We start from the raw sequence: 13608 nt of genomic DNA on the forward strand, positions 1-13608 counted from the left end.
AAGATCAGGGAGCAAGCTCCCATCTCTTCGCTCGACTTGCATGTATTAGGCACGCCGCCAGCGTTCGTCCTGAGCCAGGATCAAACTCTCCGATAAGATAAGTTCAATCTAGCTTGCTTTAAAGCTTAATTCGCTTGGCGTTTTGTTCAGTTTTCAAAGAACTACGATGCACAGGATGTGATGGCCTATAGCCAGTAATCCTTTATGCGTTTCGTCGTTTTCAGCGACAAGATTAAGTATATCATCTTATTTCGCAGAAGTCAACAACTTTTAAAGAAGTTTTTTCGCTCACAATAACCTCACTGATACTGCGGCGACAAAAATTATTATATAACTTGTTTTCGCAGAAGTCAACAATAAATATTAGTTTATTTAGCTGACAGCGACTTTATTAATGTAGCATTTGGATGCTGTTATTGTCAACTTGATTATCGCGCAACATTTACAGCAGCGTTTAAAAATATACCACGCAGAAGAAAGGCCGTCAAATCTTTTCTGCGCAGTATCAACCGCTCCTATATTAGTTAAACTTTATATAACCTGCTGAAGATCCCTTCACCTTTTGTCTCTTTAATCTCAATGTTAATTAGCCCTTTATCAATCAAGTGTTCCAGTAACGCGCCGAGGTCTACTCCATAATCCTTCAATTCAGGCTCTTCCAATAATTCCTGGTAGGACCATGTTTCCTTTTTGGTCATCACCTGTCTGAGGTGCGCTCCCCCAAGCTTCGATTTTGAGCTTAAAGAAAAGTCATTTGCGATCAATAACAGCTCCAGCCTCTTTTCAAGTGGCTCTTCACTGTTAAGTAATTCATTGTAAAGCTTAAATATTTCTGGTTCAATATGCTTCACCTGACTCCAGACTGTTATTTCCGGGTGGAATCCATGTTCAATCACCGAAAGCCTGGCCATATGATGGAGGGCATGCAAAATAAAATTGTAGGCATCTAAAAATTGCTTTGAATTATACAATACTCTTCCATCGGTAAATCTCCGAATAAGTTTTGCGTATTCAATGCCTATCTTCTTTTTTCGTTCTTCCTCAGGAAAATAGCGGATTGTTTCTTTCAAATTGGCAACATACTCGTTCCTGTCAAAGATTACTTTTCCGTTCACAATCCATGAAATAATCCGTCTGTTGCTTCCTGACATGAGCCAATCCTGAAGTTTTTCTTCACTAACGATATGAAGAGCTGCCTTTTTGCCTTCAAACTCGTAATGTTTTACAAACCAATATGTCTCATTGTTTTTTGTAATAACGAGCAAGACCACATCAAAGTTATCCGTTAAAGGGCTTAACGGTTGTGTTTTTTCAATCACTAATATACCGAGCGTATCTTTATGACTTGCCCGTTCCTGGTAGATTGGACGAAGTAGGTTTTCCATTCATAAGTCCTCCAAATATGTAAAGTTCAAATAAAGACTTTTGCCAAACATGTGATTATCTAACTTATTCAACAGGCTCTATTATAAATCCTTTCACTTTTTCTGCAACGGGAAAAATTTGAATTTTTCATGTCCTGGCAATACAGAAATACCTTATTAGACACTCATATGCTATACTGTTTGGCAGGAGGGAAAAACATGCAATTAAAATACACCAACAAAATAAACAAAATCCGTACGTTCGCCCTGAGTCTTGTTTTTATTGGGATTTTGATTATGTATATAGGAATCTTCTTCAAAACATCCGTTCTTTTAATGACTATCTTCATGATTATCGGTTTCTTAGCCACAATGGCCAGTGCTGTCGTTTATTTTTGGATCGGCATGCTCTCGACTAAAGCAGTCCAGGTCGAATGCCCCAATTGCCACAAGACAACAAAAGTACTTGGAAAAGTTGACGCTTGTATGTATTGCAAGCAGCCGTTAACGCTGGACCCTTCCCTTGAAGGAAAGGAATTCGATGAAAAATACAACAATAAAAAATATCAAAAACAAATGGAAAAACAAAAATAATCCTCTATCCGAATAAAAAAACTCGCCAGGATTTCCTGGCGAGTTTTTTAATGTTGCTTTTTCTTTTGGCAGGTAGGACACGTCCCGTAAATCTCCATACGGTGTTCCCCGACCTTAAAGCCTGTTACCTGCTCAGCTAATGTCTCAACTTCATCCAAACCTGGATAATGAAAATCGACCATTTTGCCGCAGTCATCGCAAATAATATGATAATGATCGGTTGTCACCCAATCAAAGCGGCTTGAAGAATCGCCATACGTCAGTTCTTTAACTAGACCAATCTCTTTAAAGACTCTTAGGTTGTTATAAACAGTAGCTACACTCATATTCGGAAACTTTCCTTCAAGCGCTTTATATATTTCATCCGCAGTTGGATGGGACATAGACTGTATTAAAAAATCTAAAATCGCATGACGTTGCGGAGTGATCCGAACTCCGGAATTTTTCATTGCATCAATCGCTTCTTGCAGCCGCATATCTGACACCGTCATGCACCTCACTTTCAAAACACATTCTTATTTTATAATATTTATAAATAGTGTACATCGTTCTTCAAGGTTTTGTCAATATTAGTATGCTACACCCTATTAGTTGATTATTCTTCATGGAGAACAGATTCTGCAACACCGAGCTTTTGATTAATGTACCTTCCTGCCACAAACAAGAAATCAGACAACCTGTTTAAATAAGCTAAAACGAGAGGATTAACCCCTTCGATTCCAACAGTAGACCTTTCTGCACGCCTTACGATTGTTCTCGCTACATGTAGTGCGCTTCCTGAAGAATGGCCGCCAGGCAATATGAAATTTTTCAAAGGCTTGAGTTCCTCGTCCCATTTATCGATGTTTTCTTCCAGGTAGGTCACATCCTCTTCTCCCACCGTCCAGGATACCTTTTTTCCTTCAGGTGTTGCGAGTTCTGCTCCTACATGAAACAATGCGGTTTGCACTTTATGAAACGTTTCTTCAAATTCCTTTTTCCCTTCAAAATCAATATTACCTAAAAAGCTTAATGCTAATCCAATTTGAGAGTTTGCTTCATCACAGGTTCCGTACGCATCCACTCTAACGTCATTTTTTGAAACCCTGCTTCCGTATACAAGGGAAGTCGTTCCTTTGTCGCCAGTTTTCGTATAGATTTTCACCATCAATACCCCCGTTTCTAATATATTTGCTAATTCTCCCTAAACAGGTCTTTAATCTACCGTTTCTAAAACTATGTAATTTTACGTATCCTCCCCTAATTATACGAAACTTTCTGTAATCTCTAAAATAAAACACCTTTTAAACAAAAATAGAGCGAGAAAGAAAACTCGCTCTTTAGGCCGAGGTAGGTATGATTCTCTACAGGTTATGTAATTTGCAGTGATATTGTATGGACGTACGCCTTCATTTTCACTTAAATTTAAAACCTCCGCAAATATATGGCAGAGGTTTTAAACAGCTGTTTTTATGAAAGGTATTCTTTTATGAAGTTCAATGCTTCTTCAACATGGTCTTTCACACGAACTTTCCGCCATTCTTTTACAAGGTTTCCCTCTTTATCGATTATGAAAGTAGAGCGTTCGATTCCCATGTATTCTTTCCCAAAGTTTTTCTTCAGTTTCCATACACCGTATTTCTCCGCTACCTCATGATCTTCATCGGCTAAGAGCAAGAAAGGAAGATCATGCTTTTCGATAAACTTTTTATGACGCTCAATCGGATCCGGGCTTACTCCTAATATTACCGTGTCCTGTTCACTGAAGCTTTCATGGCTATCACGGAAATCACACGCTTCTGTGGTACATCCCGGTGTCATATCTTTTGGGTAAAAGTATAATACAACATTCTTCCCCTTGTAGTCAGCAAGGGAAACCTCTTCTCCACTATTTGACTTCAACGAAAAATCAGGTGCTTTTTGCCCTACTTCAACAGTCATTCTTTGCCCTCCTCTAGAAATAAACTATCTACCTTAAGCGTAACCAATTTAATGAAAAGTTACAACTCAGAGGGATGTTTCTTGTACTCTATAATGGTTGTGACAAAGAAAGCTGCTGGCATCAGGTAACCGATAAGCGCCTCTATGATTGCAATCCACCTTCCGACCCCAACCGGTGTAATATCCCCGTACCCAACCGAGAGCAATGTTACCGCACTAAAGTATAATACAGATTCAATCTGCTCGATCGCAGAACCCATCAATGCCTTGCTTCCCTGCTGAAGTACCGGAACATCAACCATTAAAAAAACAAGGTAGAGACTGCCAAACGCAGTAATCAAGGTCATATACACCAGGAAAAGCATGATCAATTTATAAACGGATATTAAGCTCCCGGGAACCCTTGTACGTTTTAGTAATGAAACGAAGCTTCCCCAGACACTCATAACTGTTAAGCCAATCGTAAGAATAAACAGCCATAGCATAAGACCACCTCATTCTTAACTTATGAGCTAGCCATCATAGATAGGACAGCCTTTTCCAGGAAAAATTTCAATGGGGCGGAGCACTCTCCTCTGCTAAAATAGTCACATTCTTATACAGCAAGAAAAGAGCCAGAAGAAATCTCTTCCGGCTCTAACTTCCTGCTCCTCTATATTTCGTTACGCCAATGTTCCAAAGAATTACGGATATACCAAAAAATGCAATGCCCATTACGGGCGTTAAAAAGGCATATCCATACCATTCCTCTTTTCCAAGAAAGTAGGCAGATGGATAAACACCGACGAAGGCAAACGGCAAAATCCAGGTCAAAATAAATCGGATCACTTTATTATAGATGTTTACAGGATACCGTCCATAGTTTCCTATATTGTACATCATCGGCATGATGCTCGTTCTGCTGTCCGACCAAAAACTGATGCTTGCAAGAATAACAAAAATGCCTCCATACACAAGAGCACCTCCGAGTACCAGGACGATGAAAACGAAGGGATCGTACCAGGAAATTGATAGGTCCAATCTGCTTCCTGCATAGAACATAACCGCAAGTCCTGTAATGACGCCAAACAGCGATTCCAATTCCATCCGTTCGAGGATGATTTGAAACAGACTGTGGATCGGCCGCGTTAAGATTCGGTCCATTTCCCCTTTAACAATATATCGTTCATTAAAATCCCAGATGTTAAAGAAGGAGGAAAAGAACGCAAAAGGAACAAGGAAAAATCCATATATAAAGATGATTTCATCTCTTGTCCATCCGCTTAGAAACTGGGTATGGCCAAAAACAACAAGGATAAAGATCAGGTTGACTGCCTGGAACAATAGATCAGAAAATATCTCGACAAACAGGTCCACACGGTAGGTTAGCCTTGTTTTCATATATTGCGATAAGTACTGAAAAAACATTGATACATAAAACATGCTCTACCCCCCCTGGACAATCAATTGCTTTCTGGCCAGGTACCAGAACAATTGGATCGGAATAATTAAGATAACTGCCCATACCACTTGAAAAAGAATCGCCTCTGGAATTTCAGCGCCAGTAAATCCTTCTGTGAAAATCATGCTCGGAATATAACTGATAGCCTGAAACGGTAGGTAATCCATGATTTGTTGCGCCCATCCCGGATAAAAGCTGATCGGCAAAATCAAGCCTGAAAATAAGTCGATCACAACCCGCTTCGCCCTTATCAATCCATCATTGTTAAAGAAGAAAAAGGTCATGATTCCTGTCAACAGGTTGATCTGGGTATTGATAAAGAAGCTAAAAACAAGCGATAAGAAAAAGTAAAGCCAAATGGAAACGGCAGCTGAAAAATCAATCGGAAAAATAAGGCTGACAATGATCATTCCTGGAAAAGAAAAGAAGCTGATCCGGAAAATCCCTTCTCCTAGCCCCTGCATCATTTTCATAACCAGATAGTTATATGGCCTTATTAACTCGACAGCAACTTTCCCTTCTTTAATCTCAAGGGCGATTTCCCTATCGATGTTATTAAAATAAAACGCCCTTGCCATCCAGGCTACCGCAATGTATGTTGTCATTTGAATAACAGAAAGCCCTTCTATCGACTCTTTGCCGCCGTAGATGGCTGACCAGAGAAAATAATATGCGCCGATATTAATGCTGTAAATCAAGATTCCGCTATAATAGTTCGTCCGGTAGGCAAGCATCATGAGAAAGCGAATCCGGATCATCTCAACGTATTTTGCCATGGATAACGCCCTCTTCATAAATGTTTCGGATAATTTCTTCTGTTGAAATTTCATGGATCTTTATGTCTGTAATCTTATGTGCGGCCACAACTCTACCGATCAGTTCAGAAATCACTTCTTCTTCGTGCGGTACGTTTGCGACCCATACGTTATGCCGATCCCCTTTCGTCCAGAACACATCGAGCTCCTTCACCAGTGGATCGAGCTGCTGATCGTCGACCTGGTTGGAAAACTGGAATTCGATTTGTTTCCCTTCACCCCAGTTGGAACGAAGCTCAGCTAGCTTTCCATCATAAATAATCTTTCCTTCATCAAGCATCACAACCCGCTCGCATAGCGCTTCAATGTCGCTTAAATCATGGGTTGTCAGCAAGATGGTAGTGTTATATTTTTCGTTGATCTCTTTAAGAAAGTTTCGGATCTTCAGTTTAACAAGCACATCCAGGCCAATCGTAGGTTCATCTAAAAACAGCAGCGGGGGATTATGAAGCAGTGCTGCTGCAAGCTCGCATCTCATCCGCTGTCCTAAAGAAAGTTTTCGTACCGGTTTATCTAACAGTGGGCCGATATCAAGTGATTCGATCACATGATTCATATGCTCGTTATAATCCTCATCCGACACTCGGTACACCTTTTTTAAAAGGCGAAACGACTCCTGAACGGCAATATCCCACCACAATTGGGACCGCTGCCCGAACACAACACCGATTGTCTGGACGAATTTTTCCCTTTCTTTATGAGGATTCATACCGTTTGCTTGAACAAGCCCGGAGGTTGGGGTAAGGATTCCCGTCAGCATTTTAATCGTAGTTGACTTTCCGGCTCCGTTCTCTCCTATATAACCAACCATTTCTCCCTGCCTTACTGTAAAAGAAATATCTTCAACAGCAGGAATTACTTTATAGTTTCTAGTAAATAAATCACGAAAAGCCCCTTTCAAACCCGAACGGCTGGAATAAGACTTGAATTCTTTCCGCAATTCCTTCACTTCAATCGCATTTGACATTTTTCTTCCCTCCAATGATTCACCAACCATTAGTCTATCCGATACTTCTAAACGAAACAATTTTTTCGCTTAGTCAGCTTGACTCCTGACTTGACTTTTCATTTGATTTGTATTCCGTGCTACAATATAAAAGTGTCTTTTATAGAAAAAGGAAGTTAAACAAACGTTTGATTAACCAGGAGGTCGCTATGAATTTCCCTAATTCTGAGAAGTATTACGAAGAAGCGCAAAATGTTATTCTCGGTGGAGTGAACAGTCCCTCACGCTCCTTTAAAGGAGTTGGTGGTGGAACCCCGATATTTATGGACCGTGCCAAAGGAGCTTACTTCTGGGATGTTGACGGTAACCAATACATAGATTACTTAGCGGCATACGGTCCCATCATCACCGGACATGCCCATCCGCATATTACTGAAGCAATTACCAGAGCTGCTGAAAACGGGGTTTTATATGGCACTCCTACCAGACTCGAAAATAAATTTGCTAAGATGCTCCAGGAGGCAATCCCCTCCCTTGAAAGAGTACGTTTTGTAAATTCAGGGACGGAAGCAGTAATGACAACTATCAGGGTTGCACGCGCCTACACAGGAAGAGATAAGATCATTAAATTCGCTGGATGCTATCACGGACATTCTGACCTTGTCCTTGTTGCTGCAGGTTCCGGCCCTTCCACGCTTGGAAATCCTGATTCTGCAGGTGTACCAAAAAGCATCGCACAGGAAGTCATCACTGTCCCTTTCAATGATATCGATAGCTTTAAGCATGCCATGGAAAAATGGGGCGATCAGATCGCAGGGGTGCTTGTAGAACCCATCGTTGGAAACTTTGGCATTGTGGAGCCAGTGGAAGGTTTCCTCGAAATGGTAAACGAAATTTCCCACGACCTTGGTTCCCTTGTTATTTATGATGAAGTGATCACCGCCTTCCGTTTTATGTATGGAGGGGCACAGAATTTAATTGGAATAGAGCCAGATATGACCGCTTTAGGAAAAATCATCGGAGGTGGCCTTCCAATCGGCGCTTACGGCGGAAAAAGGAAGATAATGGAGCAAGTTGCACCACTTGGGCCTGCCTATCAGGCCGGCACGATGGCCGGTAATCCCGCTTCCATCTCTTCGGGCATCGCTTGTTTAGAGGTTCTACAGGAAGAAGGGATCTATGATCGCCTCGACAGGTTAGGAGCTAAACTGGAAGAAGGTATCCTAAAACTTGCCGAGGCGCACAATATTCCGATAACCATAAACCGTCTAAAAGGTGCCCTGACCGTTTACTTTAATGTTGGAGAAGTAACCAACTATACACAGGCTGAGAACTCAGACGGGGAAATGTTCAGTCGTTTCTTTAAACTGATGCTGAACCAGGGAATCAACCTTGCCCCTTCCAAATATGAAGCATGGTTTCTAACGATCGCACATACTGAGGAAGACATCGATAAGACATTAACAGCAGTTGAACACTCTTTTAAAGAGCTAAAATGACAATAGGAAATTTACGGGGCTGACACTTTGCTTTTAAGTCAGCCTCTTTTTATTATTTCCATTACTTTCTTTATCCGTTTTTTCTAGCTGACATAAGGGAAACAAATAACTATCCAAAAATTAGATTGCTTATCTTTTGAAAAAGTTGTATAGTACGTTCGATACTGTTGAAAATGCTCTTTTACGCATTCTCTGTAAAAGCACTATGTTTTCAGAAAGGATTATATAATTAATGAAACTTGGAGCTCGAATATTAAAAACAGGTATTGCGATTACTCTGGCTCTATATATAGCATCCTTGTTGAATCTTAATCCTCCTGCCTTTGCAGGAGTTGCTGCATTATTTGCGATTCAGCCTTCGATCTACAGATCTTATCAGACCATCCTTGAACAGATCCAGGCTAACATTATCGGTGCCGTTTTTGCTGTAGTATTTGTACTTATGTTCGGTAACGGCCCATTCGTAGTAGGTCTGGTCGCCATTATAACGATCGGAATCATGATCAAGCTAAAGATCGAAAAGACAATACCGCTTGCAGTCGTGACCGTTATTTTAATTATGGGAACACCTGAAGAAAGCTTTATAGCGTTTGCTTCTAACCGCTTTCTGGTTATTATGGTTGGCGTTTTGTGTTCATTTGTCGTTAACCTGGTTTTTATTCCGCCTAAATACGAAACCAAACTGTATAACAAAATCGTAAGCAACATGGGGTATATTACCCAGTGGATCCGCCTTGCAACTAGAAACGATGCCGAACATAAAGTTTTAAAAGAGAATCTTAATAAACTAAAGGAAGATATGCTAAAAAGCGACCAATATTATTTGCTCTATAAAGAAGAAAGGGATTATTTAAAAAAGTATGACTACACAAAAGGCCGAAAACTAGTTTTATTCCGCCAAATGCATATAACTAATGATAAAGCACTCGCGATCCTGAAAAATCTCGACCTACATGATGTTCAATTAAAAGAAATGCCGGATTTATTTCAAAAGGAAATACAGGTCCATCTGGATAACCTGACAAGCTATCATGAGCGCATTCTTTTAAAATATATAGGTAAAGTACGAAACCAGTCACCGGAACAGTTGCTAAGCGAAATTAATGAAGGAGAAAAATCCCTCACAGAAGCATACGTAGAATTTTACAATCATAAAAATGTAGAGCAATGCAAGTGGATGACCATCTTCCCGCTCATCGGGCTAATAATCGATTACAGTGATGAATTAGAGCACCTCGATAAGTTAGTGGACAGCTTCTACAGTTACCACCAGGATGATAATGAAGTTGAAATCAATATAGAGTGACACACGACAAAAACAAAAAGCGGGTCAGCACCTTTTGCTGATCCGCTTTCACTTGTGTAATGTTAGTTTTTCATTCTCGGATCGAGTGCGTCACGCAATCCGTCACCCATCAGGTTAAAGCCTAGAACTGTGAGCATGATTGCAAGACCCGGGAAAAATACTGTCCATGGCGCTTGAATAATGTACTGTCTTGAGTCTGCAAGCATTTTACCCCACTCAGGTTGAGGAGGCTGAGCTCCCAGTCCCAGGAACCCAAGTGCCGCCGCTTCAATAATGGCTGTAGCAATAGCAAGTGTTCCCTGTACAATAATTGGCGCAATACTATTAGGAAGAACATGGCTGAATAAAATTCTTCCATTACTCATTCCGATAGCTTTTGCGGACATAATGTATTCTTCCTCTTTAACACTCAACACCCTCGAACGTACTAGCCTTCCGAAGTTTGGAATGTTGATGATCGCAATAGCGATAAGGGCATTTCTTAAAGAAGGTCCAAGAACAGCTACTACCGCAATCGCTAATAAAATACTTGGAAATGCAAGCATGATATCAAAAATTCTAGATATGATCGTATCTACCCATCTGCCAAAGTATCCGGCGATAATGCCTAAGAGACTTCCGACAACCGCAGAACCTAATACCGCAAAAAAACCGACCCACAGCGAGATTCTAGCTCCAAATATCACTCGTGATAAAATATCCCGGCCAAAATCATCTGTACCAAACCAGTGTTCTGAGGAAGGAGCTAAGTTTTTGTCTGCTAAACTTTGTTCATTCATCCCATAGGGAGCGATAAAATCTGCAAGTAAAGCCATCAAAATAAATAGAAGGACGATTACTGCGCCGGTGATGGCTAGCTTATTCTTTTTAAATGACTTCCAGGCTTCTAGCCATGGTGATGAAACCTTTTCTTCCACCTCGAATCCCGGATGGTCCGGTGGAAGCTTCTGTTTTTCGGGAGCCAATTCAGGCATATTTACCCCTCCTTTATCAATACTTCCTCTTTCTTTGCTTTAACTCTAGTTATATTTAATTCTTGGATCAAAGGCAGCGTACAGGAGGTCTACAATTAAGTTGATAAAAACAAAGATTGTAGCTACTACTAAAATACCTGACTGTATAACTGGATAGTCCCTGAAGCCAATCGCATCATAGATATACGTTCCTATTCCCGGCCAGCCAAAGATCGTTTCTGTCAGGATCGCTCCTCCCAATAATAGGCCGGATTGGAGGCCGATAACAGTTAACACTGGAATAATGGCATTTTTCAAAGAATGTTTATATACTACCAAAAACATTGACTGCCCCTTCGCTCTGGCAGTTCTAATATAATCCGATTTCATAACTTCTAGCATACTTGAACGAGTCATTCTTGCAATGATCGCCATCGGAATGGTTCCAAGAGCGATACTAGGAAGTATTAAATGCTTAAACGCCGTAACGAACTGGTCAAATCTGCCCTGTATCAACGTATCGATTAAATAAAGATTGGTGATCGCTTCAATCGGGTTTCGGACATCTTCTCTTCCAGTAGAAGGAAGCCAGCCCAACTCGATTGAGAAACCCCATTGTTCCATCAATCCCAGCCAGAAGATCGGCATCGAAACACCCACAAGCGCAATAAACATCGCAAGGTAGTCAAACCACGAATTCTGGAACCATGCACTTATAATTCCTGCATTCACTCCGATGACGACCGCTATAACCATTGCTACAAAAGAGAGCTCTATTGTGGCCGCGAGGTAATTCCAGATTTCCCCGCTTATTGCAGAGCTTGTCCGAAGAGAGGTACCAAGATCCCCTGTCAAAATCCCCTTAATATAGTCAAAATATTGCACATACCAGGGGTTATCCAATCCCAGCTCTTTTGTTAATGATGCTACCGCTTCTTTAGAAGCCTGCTGTCCCAGGATTACCTGTGCAGGATTACCAGGAATCGCCCGAATTAAGGAAAAAACAATGAGGGTCATTCCAATGAGTACGGGTATAAGCATTAAAATACGTCTGATCGTATAGGAAAACATCGAGAAAATCACCTCTTTTTTCATATAGAGAGGGGAGTGCTATCCACTCCCCTCTCACGGTTAATTATTCAAAGTACACTTTTGTCAGGTAGTCAGAACCAGTTGGATGTGGAGTAAAGCCTTTGATGTTACTTTTTCCGCCAAGTGCTGGTTCAGAGTGTACTAGTGGCACCCATGGAGCGTCTTCATGAATGATTTCTTGTGCCTTTTTATAAAGTTCTTTACGCTTTTCTTCATCCGGAGTAGACTGAGCTTTAACTAAGATCTCATGAAGCTCAGCGTTGGAATATCTGGAGTAGTTATTGCTTCCGATATTGTCCTGGTCAAGAAGAACATAAAGGAAGTTATCTGCGTCTCCGTTATCCCCGGTCCAGCCTAATAAGAAAGCAGGTGCTTCTCCGGCCTGGGCCTTTTCAAGGTATGTTGCCCACTCATAAGATACGATGTTTACGTCTACACCGATCTTTTTGAAGTTAGCCTGGATCGCTTCAGCGATTTTCTTTCCATCCGGCATGTACGGACGAGGAACTGGCATCGCCCAGAGATCCATCTTAAATCCATCAGGATACCCGGCTTCTTCTAATAATTTTTTCGCTTTATCTAGATCAAACTCATATTTTTCGATTTCGTCGTTATAAGCTTCGATAACTGGCGGTAACGGGTTTTTGGCAGGTTCTGCCTGTCCTTCGTAAAACGCATCGATAAGCGCTTGCTTGTCAACAGCATGGTTTAGAGCCTGACGAACCTTTTTGTTGTTGAACGGTTCTTTTTCAACGTTAAATCCAAGGTAACCAACGTTCATAGAAGGGCGGAAGAATACTTGTAAATTATCATCACCTTTAATCCCTTCCACATCACTAGGGTTCACGCCATCCATCAAGTCGATTTCACCTGTTTTCAATGCGTTCAGACGAGCTGAGTTGTCAGGAATAGCACGGAAAATAACTCTGTCTAGCTTCGGATAACCATCCATCCAGTAATCCTCATTTTTCTCAACTACAATTCGATCGTTTCTTTTCCATTCTTTAAATTTGAATGGACCAGTTCCTACAGGATTTTCACCGAATTTGTCGCCCTGCTTTTCAAGTGCATCCGGGCTTGCGATCGCAAACGGAGACATCGCAAGGTTTTTCAAGAACGGTGCCTGCGGTCTATTTAGCGTAAATTCTACAGTATAATCATCTACTGCTTTAACCTCTTTAATGACATGGCCTTCATCGCCCTTAAATCCACCGAACATGGAAGCATAGTAAGCGAATTTACCTTTTTGATCCTGTCCCGCATTCATCCAGCGGTCGAAGTTATAAACTACTGCATCTGCATTAAAGTCTGTTCCATCATGGAACTTTACACCTTCACGAAGCTTTAAAGTGTATTTCAGACCATCATCTGAAACTTTCCATTCAGTTGCAAGTCCTTCATTAATGGAAGTATCTTGATCTCCATATGTTACCAGAGTGTCAAAGATATTCTTTGTAACTTTAAATGATTCACCATCAGTTACAATCGCCGGGTCAAGTGCAACAGAGTCGCCTCCACGGCCAAACACTAATGTTTTTTGGGTTGAGCCCCCATCATCCGAGTTCCCGGATGAAGAATCATTGCTTCCGTTTTCTGAGCTGCTACATCCTGCTAAAGCGATAGAAAGAACCATCAGCATGGAGAGCATTAGCAAAAAGCCTTTTTTCTTCATTCTCTT

At 41.1% G+C, this 13608-nt stretch carries 14 protein-coding genes and 1 rRNA gene; 3 read left to right on the forward strand and 12 right to left on the reverse strand.

What is annotated here, in order from left to right; translation table 11 throughout:
- Both FCL54_RS18720 and FCL54_RS18725 read right to left on the reverse strand, forming a co-directional pair.
- Window positions 1-96: ribosomal RNA gene (locus FCL54_RS18720) — 16S ribosomal RNA — on the reverse strand; the annotation flags it as partial.
- 428 nt (window positions 97-524) lie between these two features.
- Window positions 525-1385, reverse strand: coding sequence for a nucleotidyltransferase-like protein (locus FCL54_RS18725; RefSeq protein ID WP_138128464.1), 861 nt, complete (start codon window positions 1383-1385; stop codon window positions 525-527).
- Window positions 1386-1583: 198 nt separating this feature from the next.
- Between FCL54_RS18725 and FCL54_RS18730 the strand changes: the two genes are divergently transcribed.
- A complete protein-coding gene (locus tag FCL54_RS18730; RefSeq protein WP_138128465.1) occupies window positions 1584-1958 on the forward strand; it encodes a YgzB family protein in 375 nt (124 codons plus the stop codon).
- A gap of 47 nt (window positions 1959-2005) precedes the next feature.
- Here the strand turns inward: FCL54_RS18730 and perR are convergent, their stop codons facing one another.
- From perR to FCL54_RS18765, 7 genes are all read right to left on the reverse strand, one after another.
- Window positions 2006-2434, reverse strand: coding sequence for a peroxide-responsive transcriptional repressor PerR (perR, locus tag FCL54_RS18735; protein WP_425467151.1), 429 nt, complete (start codon window positions 2432-2434; stop codon window positions 2006-2008).
- A 119-nt stretch (window positions 2435-2553) separates the two neighbouring features.
- A complete protein-coding gene (locus FCL54_RS18740; RefSeq protein WP_138128467.1) occupies window positions 2554-3102 on the reverse strand; it encodes a cob(I)yrinic acid a,c-diamide adenosyltransferase in 549 nt (182 codons plus the stop codon).
- A gap of 305 nt (window positions 3103-3407) precedes the next feature.
- Window positions 3408-3878 carry a thioredoxin-dependent thiol peroxidase gene (gene bcp, locus FCL54_RS18745; protein WP_138128468.1) on the reverse strand — a complete coding sequence of 157 codons (471 nt, stop codon included), beginning with the start codon at window positions 3876-3878 and terminating at the stop codon, window positions 3408-3410.
- Between the two features lie 59 nt (window positions 3879-3937).
- Window positions 3938-4363 carry a potassium channel family protein gene (locus FCL54_RS18750; RefSeq protein WP_138128469.1) on the reverse strand — a complete coding sequence of 142 codons (426 nt, stop codon included), beginning with the start codon at window positions 4361-4363 and terminating at the stop codon, window positions 3938-3940.
- A gap of 151 nt (window positions 4364-4514) precedes the next feature.
- Window positions 4515-5300: an ABC transporter permease gene (locus FCL54_RS18755; protein ID WP_138128470.1), complete on the reverse strand. Its 786-nt coding sequence runs from the start codon at window positions 5298-5300 to the stop codon at window positions 4515-4517.
- A 3-nt stretch (window positions 5301-5303) separates the two neighbouring features.
- Window positions 5304-6095, reverse strand: a complete 792-nt coding sequence (locus FCL54_RS18760) for an ABC transporter permease (protein WP_138128471.1) — start codon at window positions 6093-6095, stop codon at window positions 5304-5306.
- A complete protein-coding gene (locus tag FCL54_RS18765) occupies window positions 6079-7101 on the reverse strand; it encodes an ABC transporter ATP-binding protein (protein WP_138128472.1) in 1023 nt (340 codons plus the stop codon). Before FCL54_RS18765 ends, FCL54_RS18760 begins: the two co-directional genes overlap by 17 nt.
- 188 nt (window positions 7102-7289) lie before the next feature.
- Here FCL54_RS18765 and FCL54_RS18770 point away from each other — a divergent pair, with 188 nt between their 5' ends.
- Together FCL54_RS18770 and FCL54_RS18775 are read left to right on the forward strand one after the other, a co-directional pair.
- The gene (locus tag FCL54_RS18770; RefSeq protein ID WP_138128473.1) at window positions 7290-8579 is read left to right on the forward strand and encodes a glutamate-1-semialdehyde 2,1-aminomutase; all 1290 of its coding nucleotides are present in this window, start codon (window positions 7290-7292) and stop codon (window positions 8577-8579) included.
- Between the two features lie 232 nt (window positions 8580-8811).
- Window positions 8812-9885, forward strand: a complete 1074-nt coding sequence (locus FCL54_RS18775; RefSeq protein WP_138128474.1) for an FUSC family protein — start codon at window positions 8812-8814, stop codon at window positions 9883-9885.
- 62 nt (window positions 9886-9947) lie between these two features.
- On the opposite strand, the gene FCL54_RS18780 is transcribed toward FCL54_RS18775, so the two are convergent.
- The 3 genes from FCL54_RS18780 to FCL54_RS18790 all read right to left on the reverse strand — a co-directional run bounded on the left by FCL54_RS18780 (window position 9948) and on the right by FCL54_RS18790 (window position 13602).
- The gene (locus tag FCL54_RS18780) at window positions 9948-10859 is read right to left on the reverse strand and encodes an ABC transporter permease (protein WP_138128475.1); all 912 of its coding nucleotides are present in this window, start codon (window positions 10857-10859) and stop codon (window positions 9948-9950) included.
- A 45-nt stretch (window positions 10860-10904) separates the two neighbouring features.
- Window positions 10905-11909 (reverse strand): ABC transporter permease, encoded by a 1005-nt coding sequence (locus tag FCL54_RS18785; RefSeq protein ID WP_138128537.1) that lies wholly within the window; start codon window positions 11907-11909, stop codon window positions 10905-10907.
- Between the two features lie 64 nt (window positions 11910-11973).
- The gene (locus FCL54_RS18790) at window positions 11974-13602 is read right to left on the reverse strand and encodes an ABC transporter substrate-binding protein (protein ID WP_138128476.1); all 1629 of its coding nucleotides are present in this window, start codon (window positions 13600-13602) and stop codon (window positions 11974-11976) included.
- Window positions 13603-13608: the final 6 nt, after the last annotated feature.

The sequence above is a fragment of the Exobacillus caeni genome (assembly GCF_005747095.1).
Classification (GTDB): Bacteria; Bacillota; Bacilli; order Bacillales; family Guptibacillaceae; genus Exobacillus; species Exobacillus caeni.

Bases quoted from the DNA above. Each gene is read 5' to 3' on its own strand.
- FCL54_RS18725 (WP_138128464.1), bottom strand. From the start codon at position 1,385: ATGGAAAACCTACTTCGTCCAATCTACCAGGAACGGGCAAGTCATAAA.
- FCL54_RS18730 (WP_138128465.1), top strand. From the start codon at position 1,584: ATGCAATTAAAATACACCAACAAAATAAACAAAATCCGTACGTTCGCC.
- perR (WP_425467151.1), bottom strand. From the start codon at position 2,434: ATGCGGCTGCAAGAAGCGATTGATGCAATGAAAAATTCCGGAGTTCGG.
- bcp (WP_138128468.1), bottom strand. From the start codon at position 3,878: ATGACTGTTGAAGTAGGGCAAAAAGCACCTGATTTTTCGTTGAAGTCA.
- FCL54_RS18750 (WP_138128469.1), bottom strand. From the start codon at position 4,363: ATGCTATGGCTGTTTATTCTTACGATTGGCTTAACAGTTATGAGTGTC.
- FCL54_RS18755 (WP_138128470.1), bottom strand. From the start codon at position 5,300: ATGTTTTATGTATCAATGTTTTTTCAGTACTTATCGCAATATATGAAA.
- FCL54_RS18760 (WP_138128471.1), bottom strand. From the start codon at position 6,095: ATGGCAAAATACGTTGAGATGATCCGGATTCGCTTTCTCATGATGCTT.
- FCL54_RS18765 (WP_138128472.1), bottom strand. From the start codon at position 7,101: ATGTCAAATGCGATTGAAGTGAAGGAATTGCGGAAAGAATTCAAGTCT.
- FCL54_RS18770 (WP_138128473.1), top strand. From the start codon at position 7,290: ATGAATTTCCCTAATTCTGAGAAGTATTACGAAGAAGCGCAAAATGTT.
- FCL54_RS18775 (WP_138128474.1), top strand. From the start codon at position 8,812: ATGAAACTTGGAGCTCGAATATTAAAAACAGGTATTGCGATTACTCTG.
- FCL54_RS18780 (WP_138128475.1), bottom strand. From the start codon at position 10,859: ATGCCTGAATTGGCTCCCGAAAAACAGAAGCTTCCACCGGACCATCCG.
- FCL54_RS18785 (WP_138128537.1), bottom strand. From the start codon at position 11,909: ATGTTTTCCTATACGATCAGACGTATTTTAATGCTTATACCCGTACTC.
- FCL54_RS18790 (WP_138128476.1), bottom strand. From the start codon at position 13,602: ATGAAGAAAAAAGGCTTTTTGCTAATGCTCTCCATGCTGATGGTTCTT.